This is a genomic window from Burkholderia sp. 4NA327C6 (assembly GCF_005502655.1).
GTDB classification, from domain to species: domain Bacteria; phylum Pseudomonadota; class Gammaproteobacteria; order Burkholderiales; family Burkholderiaceae; genus Burkholderia; species Burkholderia contaminans.
This window is the reverse complement of the sequence record NZ_SCNZ01000004.1, coordinates 198,594-213,866: the sequence shown is the minus strand read 5'-3', so window position 1 is coordinate 213,866 and position 15,273 is coordinate 198,594. Positions and strand designations below refer to the sequence as shown.

The following is a 15,273-nucleotide window of genomic DNA, read 5'->3' as shown; positions in this document are numbered from 1 at the left end:
CGGATGGCCGCCGGCGCGCTTCGCCGGCCGACCCGATCATCACCGAAAACGCCGGAAAAACGTCCGAATGTCGTCGGCCAGCCGATCCGGCTCTTCCATCGCCGCGAAATGGCCGCCGCTCGGCATGTCGGTCCATTGCACGACGTCGAACACGCGTTCGAGCAAGCTGCGCGGCGGACGGCTGATTTCCTTCGGAAAGCGCGCGAACGCGACAGGCACCGTCACGCGTTGCCCGGCTGCGAAGCGCATGGGCTGCAGGCGGTTTTCCCAATACATCTGCATGGATGAGCCGATGCAGCCGGTGAACCAGTAGAGCGAGATGCCGGTCAGCAGCGCATCATGCGAAAACCGCCGTGCGACGTCGCCGTCGCAATCGCTCCACGCACGGAATTTCTCGGCGATCCAGGCGGCCAGTCCGGCCGGCGAATCGTTGAGCGCGACGGCCAGCGTCTGCGGCTTCGTCATGTGCATATGCGCGTATCCGCCTTCCAGCGCGGCCCATTCGCCGCGCTGCGTCAGGAAGGCCCGTTCGTCGTCGGTCAGCGGCGCAGCCGCGTCGGTCGGCGGTTCGTAGCTGCCGGGCAGGTAATTCAGATGAATGCCGTCCACCCTGTCGGCATGCCGCGCGCCGAGCGCGATCGACACGCCTGCGCCGAGATCGCCGCCTTGTGCGCCGAAGCGTCGATAGCCGAGGCCGGACATCAACGCCGCCCAGCAGTCGGCGACCTGCAATGCCGACATGCCGGGCGCCGTTGGCGCGGGCGAGAACAGGAAACCGGGCAGCGACGGGACGACCACGTCGAATGCGTCGTCAGGATCACCGCCGAATGCCGCCGGGTCGCACAGGCGATCGATCAGCGCGTCGAATTCGAACACGGAACCCGGCCACCCGTGCGTGATGACGAGCGGATAAGGTTTCGGTCCCGCCCCACGCCGATGGATGAAATGCACGCGCTGCCCGCCTGCATCCGCGACGAACTGCGGCAACCGGTTCAGCGCACGCTCCACCGCACGCCAGTCGAAGCGCTCGGCCCAGTACCCGGTCAATTCGCTCAGCCACGCGCCGTCCACGCCCTGCTGCCACGGCTCGGCGGGCGTGAGCATCGGCGGGCGACGGGCGCGCAGGCGCCGACGCAGGTCATCCAGCGCGTGATCGGGTATCGCAATGTCGAACGGCTCGGCGTGCATGATGTCTCCTCTCGAAACGTGCCGGAGATTCTGCGCGATTTTTCCGCTGGCTGCAGGCGCCTCGCGCCCACGGGTGTCAGCCCGTGTCCCGCTCCTCCGCACGCGCTTCGCGCCGCATCGCCTGCGGCGGGACGCCGAATCCGCGCACGAACGCCTCGCGCATGTGGCGACGGTCGCGAAAGCCGTTTTCCTTCGCGATCACGTCGAGCGAATGGCGGCTCTGCTCGATCATCAGTCGCGCCCCCTCCAGACGCAGCCGCTCGATCGCCTTCGCCGGCGACTGCCCCGTTTCGTGCGTGAACACGCGGCTGAACTGGCGCGGGCTCAGGTGGACCGCTTCGGCGAGATCCTCGACGCTCAGCGCGCGGCCGAGGTTCTGCCGCGCGTAGTTCAGTGCGTCCTGGATCCGGTCGGATTTCGGCGCGAGTTCCAGCATTTCAGAATGCTGCGACTGGCCGCCGGCGCGCCGCTGGTGCATCACGAGCTTGTGCGCGACCGATCGGGCGGCATCGGCGCCGAGATCCTTTTCGACCATCGCGAGTGCGAGGTCGAGCCCGGCCGTCATCCCGGCCGACGTCCAGATCGGGCCGTCGACGATGTAGATCCGGTCGTCCTCGACGCGGATCTCCGGATAGCACCGCTGCATGTCGCGGCCGAACGCCCAGTGCGTCGTCGCGCGGCGCTGCGCGAGCAGCCCGGCTTCGGCCAGCACGAACGCGCCCGTGCAGATGCCGGCGATCCGTCGCGCACGTGCGCTGGTGCGGCGCAGGAACGCGACGACGCCGGCCGGCGCCGGCGAAGCGAGCGGATCGTTGACGCCCGCGACGATCCACGTATCGACGGCGATCCGCCCGCGCAGCGCGCGCGTGGCGACCGGCAGCCCGAGCGACGAGCGCACGTCGCCGCCGTCGACCGAATAGTTGGCCATCACGTAGAACGGCTCGCTCATGCCCATGTTCGCGTACTCGAACACCGATTGCGCGGCGAGCGCCATGATCTGAAAGCCGTCGCTGATCAGAAAGCCGATGCGGTGCATGTGGGTTCTCCCGTCCCGGGCGAAGGGGTCGGCCCGATGTCCTGAATCATACCCATCTACGTCATTTGTGTCGCAGCGATTCGAGACCAGAATGGCTTCACGCCATCCGGCCATTTCCATCGAAACGGAGCACCTCATGACGCAAGCACATCGCGGTACCGCCCTCATTACCGGCGCCTCGTCGGGCATCGGCGCCGTCTACGCGGACCGCCTCGCGCGCCGCGGCTACGACCTGATCCTGGTCGCGCGCAACCGCGACCGCCTGGCCGCCCTCGCCGACCGCATCACGAACGATACGCAGCGCAGCGTCGAGATCGTCGACGCCGACCTCAACGACCGCGCCGCACTCGCCGCCGTCGAGGCGGAGCTGAAGCAGGATGCGAGCATCACGCTGCTCGTGAACAACGCGGGCATCGGCACGCACACGCCGCTGCTCGACAGCGACGTCGACGCGATGACGCGGATGATCGACCTGAACGTAACCGCGCTGACGCGCCTCACCTATGCGGCCGTGCCCGGCTTCATCGCCCGCGGCAACGGCGCGGTGATCAACATTTCGTCGATCGTCGCGATCTCGCCGGAAACGCTGAACGGCGTGTACGGCGGCAGCAAGGCGTTCGTGCTCGCGTTCAGCCAGTCGCTGCATCACGAACTCGCCGACAAGGGCGTGCAGGTGCAGGCCGTGCTTCCCGGCGCGACCGCCACCGATTTCTGGCAGACGGGCGGCCTGCCGCTCGAGCACCTGCCGAAGGAAATCGTGATGTCGGCGACCGACATGGTCGACGCGGCGCTGGTCGGCTTCGATCGTGGCGAACTCGTGACGATCCCGTCGCTGCACGCGGGTGACGAATGGGCCGCGTACGAGGCCGCGCGCCGCACGATGGCGCCGCACCTGTCGGCCGACACGCCCGCGCCGCGCTATTCGACGGCAGGCTGATCACGCTACGCCTCGCAGGTCGCAAGCACCACGCACGTCGAACCCTGGGAGCAGTTGCGGAACCCGGTGATACGCGGCGAACCGGCCGCCATCATCCGGGGTTCCGCGGCACGCTTACGGGCAGATGCGGATGGGTGAATTTGTCTGCGGAAACACGCGCCGGATTATTTCCCGGTCGGCATAAATGTCGCGCGCCGACCGACGATTCCGGTTCGCTTGCCACGCATTCCGCGCAACAGTAAGCTCTGCGATTGCAGTCCCCAAGCGACCTCGTTCGACCGGCATTCGTCCGATCACGAGGGCAATCGTCCGTTGCGGAATTCGACCATGCAGGCCCGTATGTTCATCACCGAGACCGGCGACGCGCCGGCCTCCGCACGCGGGTCGGCCGACCGTCTGCCCGCGCTCCCGCCCCTGCCTGAACTGGACACCGTCTGCCGAGTCGCGCGTGCTCATTTCGGCGCGGCCGGCGCGTTCATCGCGCGCGCCGACGCCGATGCGCAACGCGTGCTGGCCGCCGACGGCGCATTGCCCGACCCGCTTCCCGACCCGCTGGCCGCCGATCTCTTGCCGCCCGAAGCCGAGCCGGCGCCGGCCGCCGCTTCGCGGTTCGCCCCGTGGCGCGCGCATGCCAGCGGGCAACGCAACGACGGTGCGCATCACGCGTCGCGGGTCGTCGCGGCCTGCGAAGTCGCCGCGCCCGATGGCGCGACCTTCGGCACGCTGTGCGTCGTGGACGATAAAACCCCGGCGCTCGATGCCACGCAACGTGCGCTGCTACGTGACCTCGCCACACTTGCCTCGAGTGCGCTGGGCCGCGCGATCGAAACCGTGACCTTGCGCGAACGCCTCCGCACCGTCGAGGAACACAGCACGCTGACCACGCTCGCGCTCACCGAAAGCGGCACCGGCGTGTGGGATCGCAACGTGGAAACCGGCGAGATTCATTACTCGCCGGCCTGGAAGGCGCTGCTCGGCTACGCGCCGCACGAGCTCAGCACGCGGATCGAGGAAGCGTACGAACGGCTGCATCCGGACGACGTCGCCGACGTGAAGGCCGCGATGCTCGCGCACTTCGAGCACCGCACCGACCACTACGCGGTCGAGCACCGCATCCGCTGCAAGGACGGCTCGTACAAATGGATCCGCAGCCGCGGCAAGGTGATCGAACGCGACAGCCACGGCCGCGCGCTCCGGATGGTCGGGACGACCACCGACATCACCGCGTTGCGCGAGCTCGCCGCGCGATTGCGCGACTCGGCCGCGCTCGTCACGGACCTCACCGACCAGGTTCCCGGGCTCGTGTTCCAGCTGCGACAGACGCCCGACGGGCGCCGCTTCTTTTCGTACGCGAGCGCGGGTGTCAGCGACATCTACGAACTGACGCCCGAGCAGATCGCCGGCAGCGCGGAGGCGGTCGAGACGCGCATCCATCCGGCCGACCTGGTCGCCTACCGGCTGTCGCTGCACGACTCGTCGGTGCGACTGACGCCGTGGCGCCTCGACTATCGCGTGCTGCTGCCGGGCCAGGGCCTGCGCTGGCGCGAAGGCGATGCGCGCCCGCAGCGCACGCCCGACGGCGGCACCGTGTGGCACGGCTTCATCACCGACGCGACCGACCGCAAGCACATCGAGGCCGAACTGCACCGGATGGCCACGACCGACCACCTGACGCAACTGTCGAACCGCCATGCGTTCATGCGGCAAAGCGAAGCCGCGCTGCGCGCCGTGCGCACGACCGGCCACGCCGCCGCGGTGCTGATGCTCGATCTCGATCACTTCAAGGCGCTGAACGATCGTTGGGGCCACCCGGTCGGCGACCGCGCGCTCAGGCATTTCGCGCGGCTGCTGCTTGCGGAAACCGGGCCGGACGGCATCGTCGGACGCGTCGGCGGCGAGGAATTCGCGATCGTGCTGCCGGGCGCGGATCTCGACCGCGCGCTGGCCTTCGCGCAGCGCGTGCAGCAGCGCACGATGCAGGCGCGGCTCATGCACGAGGACCAGCAGGTCACGCTGACCGTCAGCATCGGCATCGACGCGATGCGGGCGTCGGACTTCGGCGCCTACCAGCCGCTGTCGCGCGCCGACAAGGCGCTCTATCTCGCGAAGGAGCGCGGCCGCAACCGGATCGAGGTGTATCGGGCGTAGATTTCGGGCAGGCAGCGCTCGCCTCCGTTGCGCAGACCGATCGTGCAGGCCGGCGCCCCTGCCCGGGCTGTTTCCGTACTTCCACTGAATCGCACCGCCACCGCCCGCGTCACGCCGATTCCGCACGCGGCACTGCCCGCACGCCCAGCAGCATCGCGACCGCGCACGCGGCCAGCAGCGCCGCGATCATCAGCATCGCCGGGTCCATGCTGCCGGTTCTCGTGCGAATCAGCCCGACGAGCCACGGCGTGATCATGCCGCTCGACACGCCGATGCTGCTGATCAGCGCGATCCCGCCCGCCGCGCCCGCGCCGGAGAAATACGCGGACGGCACGGCCCAGAACACCGGATGCGCGGCGAAGATCAGCATCGCCGCGACCGACAGCAGCGCCATCATCGCGACGATGCTCGACAGGTGCAGCGTCAGCAGTGCGAGCGCCACCGCGCCGCCGAACGCACATGCCGCGAAGTGCCAGCGCCGTTCGCGCTTGCGATCGGAGCGCCGCGCGATCGCGATCAGGCCGGCCGCGCCGATCGCGTTCGGCACGACCGACAACAGGCTGATCTGCACGACGTCGTGAATGCCGAATTCGCGGATCATCAGCGGCATCCAGAACAGCAGCATCAGGAGCGCGGTGGTCAGCGAGAAATAGATGAACGCGAACAGGTACGTGCGCGGTTCGGCCAGCACCTGTCGCAGCGAATGCGGCGCCGGCGTACCGGTACCGGCGCGGTCGGCGGCCAGGTCGGCCGCGAGCCGCTGGCGATCGGCGTCGGACAGCCAGCTCGCCTGCTCGGGACGATCGCACAGCCAGAACCAGGCGATCACGCCGAGCAGGATCGCGGGCGCCCCCTCGATCGCGAACATCCATTGCCAGCCGTGCAGCCCGAACACGCCCGACATCCCGCGCATCAGCCAGCCCGACAGCAGCCCGCCGACCATCCCCGCCACGGCGACGCCCGCGTAAAAGATCGACAGCACCGACGCGCGCCGCCGCGCCGGATACCAGTACGTCAGGTAGAACACCACACCCGGAAAGAACCCGGCCTCGAACAGCCCGAGCAGGAAGCGCAGCACGTAGAAATGCTTCGCGCTGTCGACGGTGATCATCGCGACCGACACCGCGCCCCACAGGCACATGATCCGCGCAAACGTGCGGCGCGCGCCGAAACGGCGCAGCAGCGCGTTGCTCGGCACCTCGAACAATACATAGCCGACGAAGAACAACACCGCGCCGAGGCTGTACATCGCGTCGGTCAGGCCGAGATCCTGCCGCATCTGCAACTGGGCGAAGCCGATGTTGCTGCGATCGAGGATCGACACTATGTAGCAGATGAACAGGAACGGCACGATCCGTGCGCCGATGCGGCGGTACAGCGCGTCGTCGTCCGTTGATGCGACACCGGACGCGACGGCACGCGCGGCGTCCGCTTGAAGAGGGGCTGACATCGATCGTCTCCTCGATGGATTCGGATACGGGCCCATGCGTAGTGCAGGTCGCCACCGCCCGCCGGCGGCGACCTGCCGTGGCTTGCCTAGTCGCGCGGCGCGGCTTCGCCTTTCACGCCGAGCATCAGCGCGACGCCGCTCGCCACCAGCAGCGCGGCCAGCAGATACACGGCGAGATCCATGCTGCCGGTGCGCGTGCGGATCATCCCGATCACCCACGGGCTGACGATCCCGCTCGTGATCCCGATGCTGCTGATCAGCGCGATCCCGGCCGCGGCCGCGTTGCCCGACAGGTAACGGGTCGGCACGGCCCAGAAGATCGGCAGCGCGGCGAAGATCAGCGTCGCCGCGACCGACAGGCACGCGAGCATCGCCGCGAAGCTGTGCAGATGCAGCGTCAATGCCGCGAGCGCGAGCCCGCCGCCGATCGTGCAGCACGCGAAGTGCTTGCGCCGCTCGCCGGTGCGGTCCGACCGGCGCGCGATCAGGATCAGCCCGACCGCGCCGACCGCGTTCGGCACGACCGTGTAGAGGCTCACGGCCACGACGTCGGTCACGCCGAAGTCTCGGATCATCAGCGGCATCCAGAAGTTGAGCGTCAGCGACGCGCAGGTCAGCGAGAAATAGATGAACGCGAACAGGTACACGCGCGGGTTCGCGAGCGCCGCCACGAGGCTGCGCCCGTCGTGCGCGTTGCCGTGCCCGCGGCCGTCGGCGCACAGCGCGGCAACCCGCGCCTTTTCATCGGGCGTGAGCCACGTGGCGTCCTGCGGCCGGTCGACCAGCCACGTGAACGCGGCGAACGCGAGCAGGATCGCCGGCGCGCCTTCGATCGCGAACATCCACTGCCAGCCGTGCATCCCGAGCACGCCGCTCATGTCGCGCATGATCCAGCCCGACATCAGGCCGCCGAGCACGCCGGCCACCGCGACGCCCGCGAAGAACACCGAGATCGCGGCCGCCCGCCGGTTCGCGGGAAACCAGTAGGTCAGGTACAGCACGATGCCGGGAAAGAAACCTGCTTCGAACACGCCGAGCAGGAAGCGCAGCACGTAGAAATGCGACGGCTGCGACACGAACATCATCCCGGTCGACGCGATGCCCCACAGCAGCATGATCCGCGTGAAGGTGCGGCGCGCGCCGAAACGCGCGAGCAGCAGGTTGCTCGGCACTTCGCAGAACACGTAGCCGACGTAGAACACCGCAGCGCCGAGGCCGTACATCGCATCGCTGAAGCCGAGGTCGTGCTTCATCTGCAACTGCGCGAAGCCGATGTTGATCCGGTCGAGGAACGAGACGACGTAGCAGAGGAACAGGAACGGCACGATTCGCCAGGCGATCTTGCGGAACAGCAGCGCGTCGTCCGTGGCGGCGGAAGCCGAAGCGCTCGCGTGCGCGAGCGTGGCTTCGGCGGGAAGCGATTGAGGCATGTCTCTCTCCAAACAGGCCGCGCGATTCGAGCGCGCAGCCGTCTCCCGGGGCGTACGTGCGCCCTGCTTTCTTGTGGGATCGGATACGGCGGACGGAAAACCGGCAGGAAGCCGTGACCAGTCGCCGCTTCAGAAAAAAGGCGGAGCGCCCTGCCGGACACCCCGCCTGTGCAAACCGCTCAGTCCTGCAGCGCGGCCCACATTTCCTTGTCGCGCTCCGCGGTCCAGATGCGCGGATGCGTGATGCCGCTCGCTTCGTCGAATGCACGCGACACGTCGAACGGCAAGCAGTGCTCGTAGATGAACACGTGACCGAATTTCGGATCCATCGCTTCACGCGTCAGCGCCATCGAAGCCTTCAGGTCAAGCTGCTGCTCGACGGCCTTGCGGCCCTGTGCGAGCAGCGTCGTGACGAAATCCTTCGTGTAGTCGAGGCCCTTGTTCACGTCGGCCGGGTTCAGCAGCGCGGGGCCGCGGCCCGGCACGAGCTTCTCGGCGCCGAGCGCGCGCAGCGCCTCGAGCGTGGCCGGCCATTGTTCGAGCTGCGCATCGCCGCAGTAGCACGCGGCGTCGTATTCGACGAGGTCGCCCGAGAACAGCACCTTCTGCGACGGGATCCAGACGATCGTGTCGCCCTTCGTGTGGCCCGAGCCGACGTGCATGATCTTCACTTCGAGCTTGCCGAGGAACAGCGTGATCTCGCGCTCGAACACGAGCGTCGGCCAGGTCAGGCCCGGCACCGTCTCGACACCCGCGAACAGGCGCGGGAAGCGTTCGATCTCCGACTTCATGTCGGCCTCGCCGCGCTCGACGATCATCTCGTACGTGCCGCGGCTCGCGATCACGTGCTGCGCGCCTTCGTCGAAATACGCGGACGCGCCGAGCACGCGCACCGCGTGGTAGTGCGACAGCACGACGTGCTTGATCGGCTTGTCGGTCACGCTGCGGATCTTCGCGATCAGGTCCTGCGCCATCGCGGGCGTCGCGGTCGTGTCGACGATCAGCACGCTGTCGTCGCCGATGATCACGCCCGAGTTCGGGTCGCCTTCGGCGGTGTACGCGTAGGCGTTCTCGGACAGCTTCGTCCAGGTGACTTTCTTCTCTTCCAGATCGGCTTGGGAGGCGAATGCTTTGGCCATGTTGCGTTCCGTGGCTGCGAGCCATGTGTTGAGGGGAGTGAGCGGATCATCTTCCTGCGCCGAATATTTGTCAATGACAAAGTCGCTTGCTATTGTTTAATACGGGTAAACCTGCGGGCTGGCGCAATAAATGGCGTCGGATACCATGCGGGGTTTCGTCAACGGAAGAATCATCGCGTGCAGAACCACGAAGTCAGCGCGGACGACGCGCCGCCCAAGGCGCAGCGCGGGATCCAGAGTGTCGAGGTCGGCGGCCGGCTGCTCGACGCGCTCGCGCGCCGGCGCAAGCCGCTCGGCCTGTCCGAGCTGGCCGCGGCGGCCGACCTGTCGACCGCGCAGGCGCACACCTATCTCGTCAGCCTGATGCGGCTCGCGCTCGTGAAGCGCGACGCGATCACCGGTAATTACGAACCGGGCCCGTTGTCGCTGCGGCTCGGGCTGATGTCGATCGAGCGCCAGCCGGCCTATCGCGCGGCGCTGCCGCACGCGGCACGGCTCGCGGAAGCGGTCGGCCTGAGCGTCGCGCTGTCGGTGCCGGGCGCGCTCGGGCCGACGATCGTGCGTATCGAGCACGGCGGTTATCCGCTGCACGTGAACCTGCACGTCGGCTCGGTGATGTCGCTCGACACGACGGCGACCGGCCGCGTGTTCCGCGCATTCGGCGATCCCGCCCAACTCGACGCGATGGCGGCCAGCCAGGCCGGCGCGGGCGCCACGCTCGCGGGCGCCGAGCAGCCCGTGCCGGACGCCGGCGTGCCGCAGGCGGAACTCGACGCGATCCGCGCACGCGGTATCGAGCGTGGCGTCGACCTGCCGAGCCCCGGCGTCAGCGCGATGTGCGTGCCGGTGTTCGATGCGGAAGGCAAGCTGCAGCTCGCGTTGACGGTGATCGGTTCGACGGGCTCGATCGACGTCGACTGGGAAGGCCCGATCGCAGCGGCATTGCGCGACGCCGCACGGCAGGCCAGCGCATCGCTCGGCGCGGCGCACGATGCGCCTCCGCCGGCGTCCGGCCCGGGGCCGGCCCCGGTCGCCCCGCGCGTACCGCCCGGGCTCGCCGACGATGCGAAGGCGCAGCGCGGGATCAATGCGCTCGACAGCACCGGCGAGCTGCTGCTCGCGCTGGTCTCGGCGGGCCGCGCGCTGCCGCTGCGCGATCTGGCGGCGGCGGCCGGCATGCCGGCCGCGAAGGCCTTTCCGCATCTCGTCAGCCTGCAGAAGATCGGCCTGCTGAGCCGCGACGACGCCGGCTGCTTCGGCGGCGGCCCGCTCGGGCAGGCGCTCGGCCTGATCGCGATGCAGCGCGTGTCCCCCACACGCGACGCAGAAGCCGAGATCGTCGCGCTGGCTGGCGCGACCGACATGAGCGTGGCGGCCGCGACGCTCGGGCCGCTCGGCCCGACCGTGATCCGCCTCGAAGAGTCAGCGCGACCGCAGCACGTGAGCCTGCAGGTCGGCACGGTGATGTCGCTCGTCAATACGGCGATCGGCCGGATCTTCGCGTCCGGCATGTCCGACGACGTGCTGGCCGACCTGCTCGCCAACGAGCCCGTGCGCCTCGCGGGCCGCGCCGCCGCGCCGGCCGACGCGGCCTTCCGCGCGCGGCTCGCGACGATCCGCGCGGACGAACTCGATTTCGCGTTCGACGCGCCGGTGCCGGGCATCGGAACGGTCGCCGCGCCCGTGTTCGATCACACCGGCAGCATCCGGCTCGTGATCGCGATCATCGGTTCGTCGCGCGGCTTCCCGCGCGGGCCGGACAGCGACCTCGCGCAGGCGTTGCTCGCCGCGACGCGGCGGCTGTCGTGGCGGTTCGGGTGGATCGGCGGGTAAGCCGCCGGCCGCCCCGCCCCTCATTCTCCCGACCGGTCGAACCCCCTTCTTGTCCCATGCGAGGCCGTGCAGGCGCGGCGCCGTCACGCCTGCGGGCCGCGCGCAGGCATCCGATATTCATGTTGCGAAGCAGCAACACAAATTGTCAGTAATTCTCATATAACGAAATCGCATTTCACAAAGCGAAGCCGTTTCGCTATGATTAGGGTTATCCCTAACTCGCCACCTATACGGGGCTTCGTCATGCAAACGTCTAACACCTCCGACCGTTCCACCGAATCCGCTGGCTGGCTCGCACGTATGGGCGAACTGATTGCAGAAGCTTGGGCACTCCACCTCGAGAACTGCGAAGTCATCGCTGAAGCGCACGCACGCCTGCCGCGCTGAACGCGGAATGGCCGGCCGCCAGCCGGTTGGCCGCACGATACCCTGCCTGATCCGTTTGCCCGGACGCGTGCCATGAGGGCGCAGTGTCGGGCAACGGGTTGCAAGGCAAATCTTCGGAAACAGGCCGGGTAGTCCCGTTGAATGCGCCGTGTTTCGGGCGCGCGTTGAAGTTGCTCTGAAGTTGCTTCAAAGCCGATGCCGGCGCCGATCAACCTCGGCGCGGTTTTGTCTGCCAGTTGCCCGGACGGGCAGCCGTTGTCTCGCCAGCGCGTGAGTACGCCGGATCGCCGCGAACGGAAGATTCATCCGCTTTGCAGGCCCAGGCGCCGAACCGCGCCTCATGCGTGGCCCCTCGCCCGATTGCCGGCTTGCTCCGCGCACATGCGCAACCCCATGCGCCGTCATATCAACGTCGGCCGCACCCCATCCCCGCCCGATCACACCTGAATCGACGGCACGTCCTTCATGCAGCGCAGCGCGAACATCGAGCGGCTGTGACGGATGCTCGAAATCTTGTACAGCTTTTCGCGCAGGAACCGCTCGTAGCCGGCCGTGCCGTCCACCGCGACCTTGATCCAGTAGTCGTACTCGCCCGACACGAGATAGGCCTCGAGCACCTCGGGCAACGCGGCGAGTTCCTCGCCGAAGCGTGCGAGCGCGTCGTCCTCGTGACGATCGAGCGTGACTTCCAGGATCACGATGTCCGCATAGCCCAGCTTCCGCTGGTTGACGAGCGCGACGTAACCGTCGATGTAGCCGTCCACCTCCAGTTGCCGCGTGCGGTTCCAGCACGCGGTGGTCGACATGCCGATCTGTTCGGCCAGTTCGGCGTTCGACAGACGCGCATTTTTCTGCAGTGCGCCGAGGATCTTGCGGTCCTGGCTGTCGAGCGTTTTCGGCGAGCGTTCACGTGTGGCCATGGCGAAAAAGAATCTTCTACTGAAAACCGGGATTCTATCTGAACGACATCCCTGATTTGTGTCGGTTTGTGTGGAAAAGCGGAAGCCTTTTAATCCGGCCCCTTGATATATTTTTACCCATGCCTGCTGCCCGGCACGCTCCCCGCGACAACCCCTTCGCACCGGGACGCACGGCCGCAATCACGAGTTGCGGTGCCGGCCGGCAGGCATACGATTCCCCGCCGCCCGCGCGCCTATCCGGCCGCGCGGCTTCGGCGCCCGTGATCCTGTTCCTGCCCTACCCGTCATGTCGTTCAGGCTTTACCTGTCGTTTCTCGCCGCTTCCGCCGTTCTCGTCTACGCCCCCGGCCCCGTCAACCTCCTCACCATGAACCAGGCGCTACGCGCCGGCTGGCGCCGCGCGCTGCCGTGCGTCTGGGGCGGCACGCTCGCCGTGCTGCTGCAACTCGCGCTGACCGCGCTGTGCCTGAATTCGCTCGTGCATCTCGACGAACGCGCGCTGACCGTGCTGCGCTGGGCCGGCGCGGCCTACCTCGTCTGGCTCGGCTGCAAGCAATGGCTCAGCCGCGCGCCGGCCGGCGCACCCGCCGCCTCGGCAGGGCCCGCCGGACTGGCCGCGCCGGACACCGACTCGCACCGCGCATTGTTCTGGCGCGGCGTGGCGACCTCGGGCCTGAATCCGAAGACGCTGCTGTTCTTCCCGTCGTTCTTTCCGCAGTTCCTCGTCCCGAGCGCCGACTGGAGCCTGAACCAGCAGTTCCTGCTGCTCGCGGCGACGTTCGCGGTGCTGTTCGCGGGCGGCGTCGCGTCGATGGCGCTGTTCTCGCACCGGCTGAGCCGCGCACTGCAGCGGCCCGCTCGGATGCGCGCGATGAACCGCGTGACCGGCGGCCTGCTCGTCGGGATGGGCGCGATCATGGTCGGCTGGAACTGAAAGCGGCCGGGCGGCCGGCTCCATCGCGGCCGCCGCAAAGCCCCTCGAAAAAGCAGCCGATCGCCGAATGCTTTAGGGTAGCGGCTGTTTCGTTGGACATGCCCGGCCAGCCGGGCGACTGGATGAAGCCCCTCACTTCCCGCCTGCGACGCCTGTTCGCGCCGATCGGCCTGCACTGGTATCTCGCTCTCCTCCTCGCGCTCGATGCGCTCATGGTGCTGCGCCCCGTCGTCGAGCATGCGAAGCTCGGCGTGCATCACGCGTGGCTCGCCGATGCGCTGAATCTCGTCGACAACGCCGGGCTCGTCGTGTTGCCGCAAGTGGTCGTCGCGGCCGGCCTCGCGACGATGGCCATCGGCATCGTGCTGCGCGCCCGCGTCGCGTGGGTGCTGTCGATCCTGCTGCTGGTCGCGGCCGCCGCGATCAGCGTGCTCGGCGGTTACCGCAGCCACGCGGTGTTCGTCTACACGGCCGTGCTGGCCGTCGCGCTGCTGTACTACTGGCGGCACTTCGACCGCGCGAGCGTCGCGGCGAGCAGCCTGTTCGCGTTGCTGAGCATCGTGTCGCTGCTGATCTACGCGACCTTCGGCGTGCTGTATCTCGGCGACGAATTCACGCCGCCCGTCCACGATCTCGCCACGGCCGTCTATTTCTCGATCGTGTCGATGTCGACGGTGGGCTACGGCGACATCGTCCCGCACGCGCCGACCGCGCGCCTGTTCACCGCATCGGTGATCGTGCTCGGCATCACGGTGTTCGCGACGTCGATCAGCGCGGTCGTCGGCCCCGTGATCGGCGGCAATCTGAAACGGATCGTCAAGGGAGGCATTTCGAACGTGATCCGCAAGCATCATTACCTGATCGTCGGCGCGACACCCGTCGCGCATGCGGTGCACGACGGGCTGCGCAAGCGCGGCTACGCGGTGACCGTCGTCGTGCCGGCCGGCGTCGAGCACAACTATCCTGCAACGACCGACCTGATCGTCGGCGACGCGACCGACCACGCGGTGCTGGAAAGCGCCGGCGCGGCGACCGCGCGTGCGGTGCTCGCGCTGCGCGCCGACGATGCCGAGAACGCGTTCATCATCCTCGCGATTCGCGAGATCGCACCGACGGTGCGCACGGTCGCCCTCGTGAACCACCAGCGCAACCTCGAACGGCTGCGCCTGCTGAAGCCCGACATGGTGTTCTCGCCGCAGCAACTCGCCGGCGAACTGCTGGCCAGCACGCTCAACGACGAACTCGCCGGCGAACTGCTGGCCAGCACGCTCAACGACGAACCCGTCGACAAGTCGCTGATCTCGCACCTGCTGTTCGGCACGGCCAACGCCGCCTGAATGCCTGAATGCCTGAATGCCTGAACGCATGAGCGCATGACGCTGTGCTCCGGATTGGCCGGCACGCGCCCGGTACAATCGCGCGATGTCCGAATTGCTCACTTACGGCGGCTTGTTCGCCGTGTCGATGGTCGCCGCGACCCTGTTCCCGCTGCAGTCCGAAGCCGTGCTTGCCGGCCTGCTGCTCGCCGGGCGCGAACCCGTGTGGGCGCTGGTGTTCGTCGCGAGCATCGGCAACGTCGCGGGCTCGGTGATCAACTGGGCGCTCGGGCGCGGCGTCGAGCACTTCCGCGAACGCCGCTGGTTTCCGGTCAAGCCCGCCGCGCTCGCGCGCGCCGAGCGCTGGTATGCGCGCTACGGCCGCTGGTCGCTGCTGCTGAGCTGGGCGCCCGTGATCGGCGATCCGCTGACGATGATCGCCGGCGTGCTGCGCGAGCCGCTGCCGTCGTTCCTCGCGATCGTCACGGTCGCGAAGGTCGCGCGGTATCTCGTGATCGCGTGGCTCGTGACGCACTGACACGCGCTTCTCGTCGC

General features: G+C 68.2%; 12 protein-coding genes. 6 read left to right on the top strand and 6 right to left on the bottom strand.

The features are described 5' to 3' along the window. Positions 1-39 precede the first annotated feature (39 nt). The gene (locus FFS49_RS06130) at positions 40-1,188 is read right to left on the bottom strand and encodes an epoxide hydrolase family protein (RefSeq protein WP_105815300.1); all 1,149 of its coding nucleotides are present in this window, start codon (positions 1,186-1,188) and stop codon (positions 40-42) included. A 76-nt stretch (positions 1,189-1,264) separates the two neighbouring features. Further along, entirely contained in the window at positions 1,265-2,224 is a 960-nt protein-coding gene (locus FFS49_RS06125) for a GlxA family transcriptional regulator (RefSeq protein WP_105815301.1), read from the bottom strand. Between the two features lie 136 nt (positions 2,225-2,360). On the opposite strand from FFS49_RS06125, the gene FFS49_RS06120 reads away from it, so the two are divergent. Both FFS49_RS06120 and FFS49_RS06115 read left to right on the top strand, forming a co-directional pair. After that, positions 2,361-3,161, top strand: a complete 801-nt coding sequence (locus FFS49_RS06120; protein ID WP_105815302.1) for an SDR family oxidoreductase — start codon at positions 2,361-2,363, stop codon at positions 3,159-3,161. 327 nt (positions 3,162-3,488) lie between these two features. Beyond that, positions 3,489-5,309, top strand: coding sequence for a sensor domain-containing diguanylate cyclase (locus FFS49_RS06115; protein WP_224755726.1), 1,821 nt, complete (start codon positions 3,489-3,491; stop codon positions 5,307-5,309). Between the two features lie 109 nt (positions 5,310-5,418). Here FFS49_RS06115 and FFS49_RS06110 read toward each other — a convergent pair whose 3' ends face one another. From FFS49_RS06110 to FFS49_RS06100, 3 genes are all read right to left on the bottom strand, one after another. Continuing rightward, on the bottom strand, positions 5,419-6,759 hold the full coding sequence (locus FFS49_RS06110; RefSeq protein ID WP_046196512.1) for an MFS transporter: 1,341 nt from the start codon (positions 6,757-6,759) through the stop codon (positions 5,419-5,421). A gap of 86 nt (positions 6,760-6,845) precedes the next feature. Next, positions 6,846-8,189 (bottom strand): MFS transporter, encoded by a 1,344-nt coding sequence (locus tag FFS49_RS06105; protein WP_105815304.1) that lies wholly within the window; start codon positions 8,187-8,189, stop codon positions 6,846-6,848. Positions 8,190-8,368: 179 nt separating this feature from the next. Continuing rightward, complete coding sequence (locus FFS49_RS06100; protein WP_046547717.1) at positions 8,369-9,328, bottom strand: MBL fold metallo-hydrolase; 960 nt, start codon at positions 9,326-9,328, stop codon at positions 8,369-8,371. 177 nt (positions 9,329-9,505) lie between these two features. Here FFS49_RS06100 and FFS49_RS06095 point away from each other — a divergent pair, with 177 nt between their 5' ends. Beyond that, the gene (locus FFS49_RS06095) at positions 9,506-11,161 is read left to right on the top strand and encodes an IclR family transcriptional regulator C-terminal domain-containing protein (protein WP_105815305.1); all 1,656 of its coding nucleotides are present in this window, start codon (positions 9,506-9,508) and stop codon (positions 11,159-11,161) included. 824 nt (positions 11,162-11,985) lie between these two features. Here the strand turns inward: FFS49_RS06095 and FFS49_RS06085 are convergent. Beyond that, complete coding sequence (locus FFS49_RS06085; RefSeq protein WP_021159229.1) at positions 11,986-12,468, bottom strand: Lrp/AsnC family transcriptional regulator; 483 nt, start codon at positions 12,466-12,468, stop codon at positions 11,986-11,988. A 286-nt stretch (positions 12,469-12,754) separates the two neighbouring features. Between FFS49_RS06085 and FFS49_RS06080 the strand changes: the two genes are divergently transcribed. The 3 genes from FFS49_RS06080 (at position 12,755) to FFS49_RS06070 (ending at position 15,256) form a co-directional block, all read left to right on the top strand. Beyond that, a complete protein-coding gene (locus FFS49_RS06080; protein ID WP_105815306.1) occupies positions 12,755-13,402 on the top strand; it encodes a LysE family translocator in 648 nt (215 codons plus the stop codon). Positions 13,403-13,524: 122 nt separating this feature from the next. Then, positions 13,525-14,739, top strand: coding sequence for a voltage-gated potassium channel protein (kch, locus tag FFS49_RS06075; RefSeq protein ID WP_105815418.1), 1,215 nt, complete (start codon positions 13,525-13,527; stop codon positions 14,737-14,739). Positions 14,740-14,824: 85 nt separating this feature from the next. Beyond that, on the top strand, positions 14,825-15,256 hold the full coding sequence (locus FFS49_RS06070; protein ID WP_039356692.1) for a YqaA family protein: 432 nt from the start codon (positions 14,825-14,827) through the stop codon (positions 15,254-15,256). The last annotated feature ends 17 nt before the right edge of the window (positions 15,257-15,273 follow it).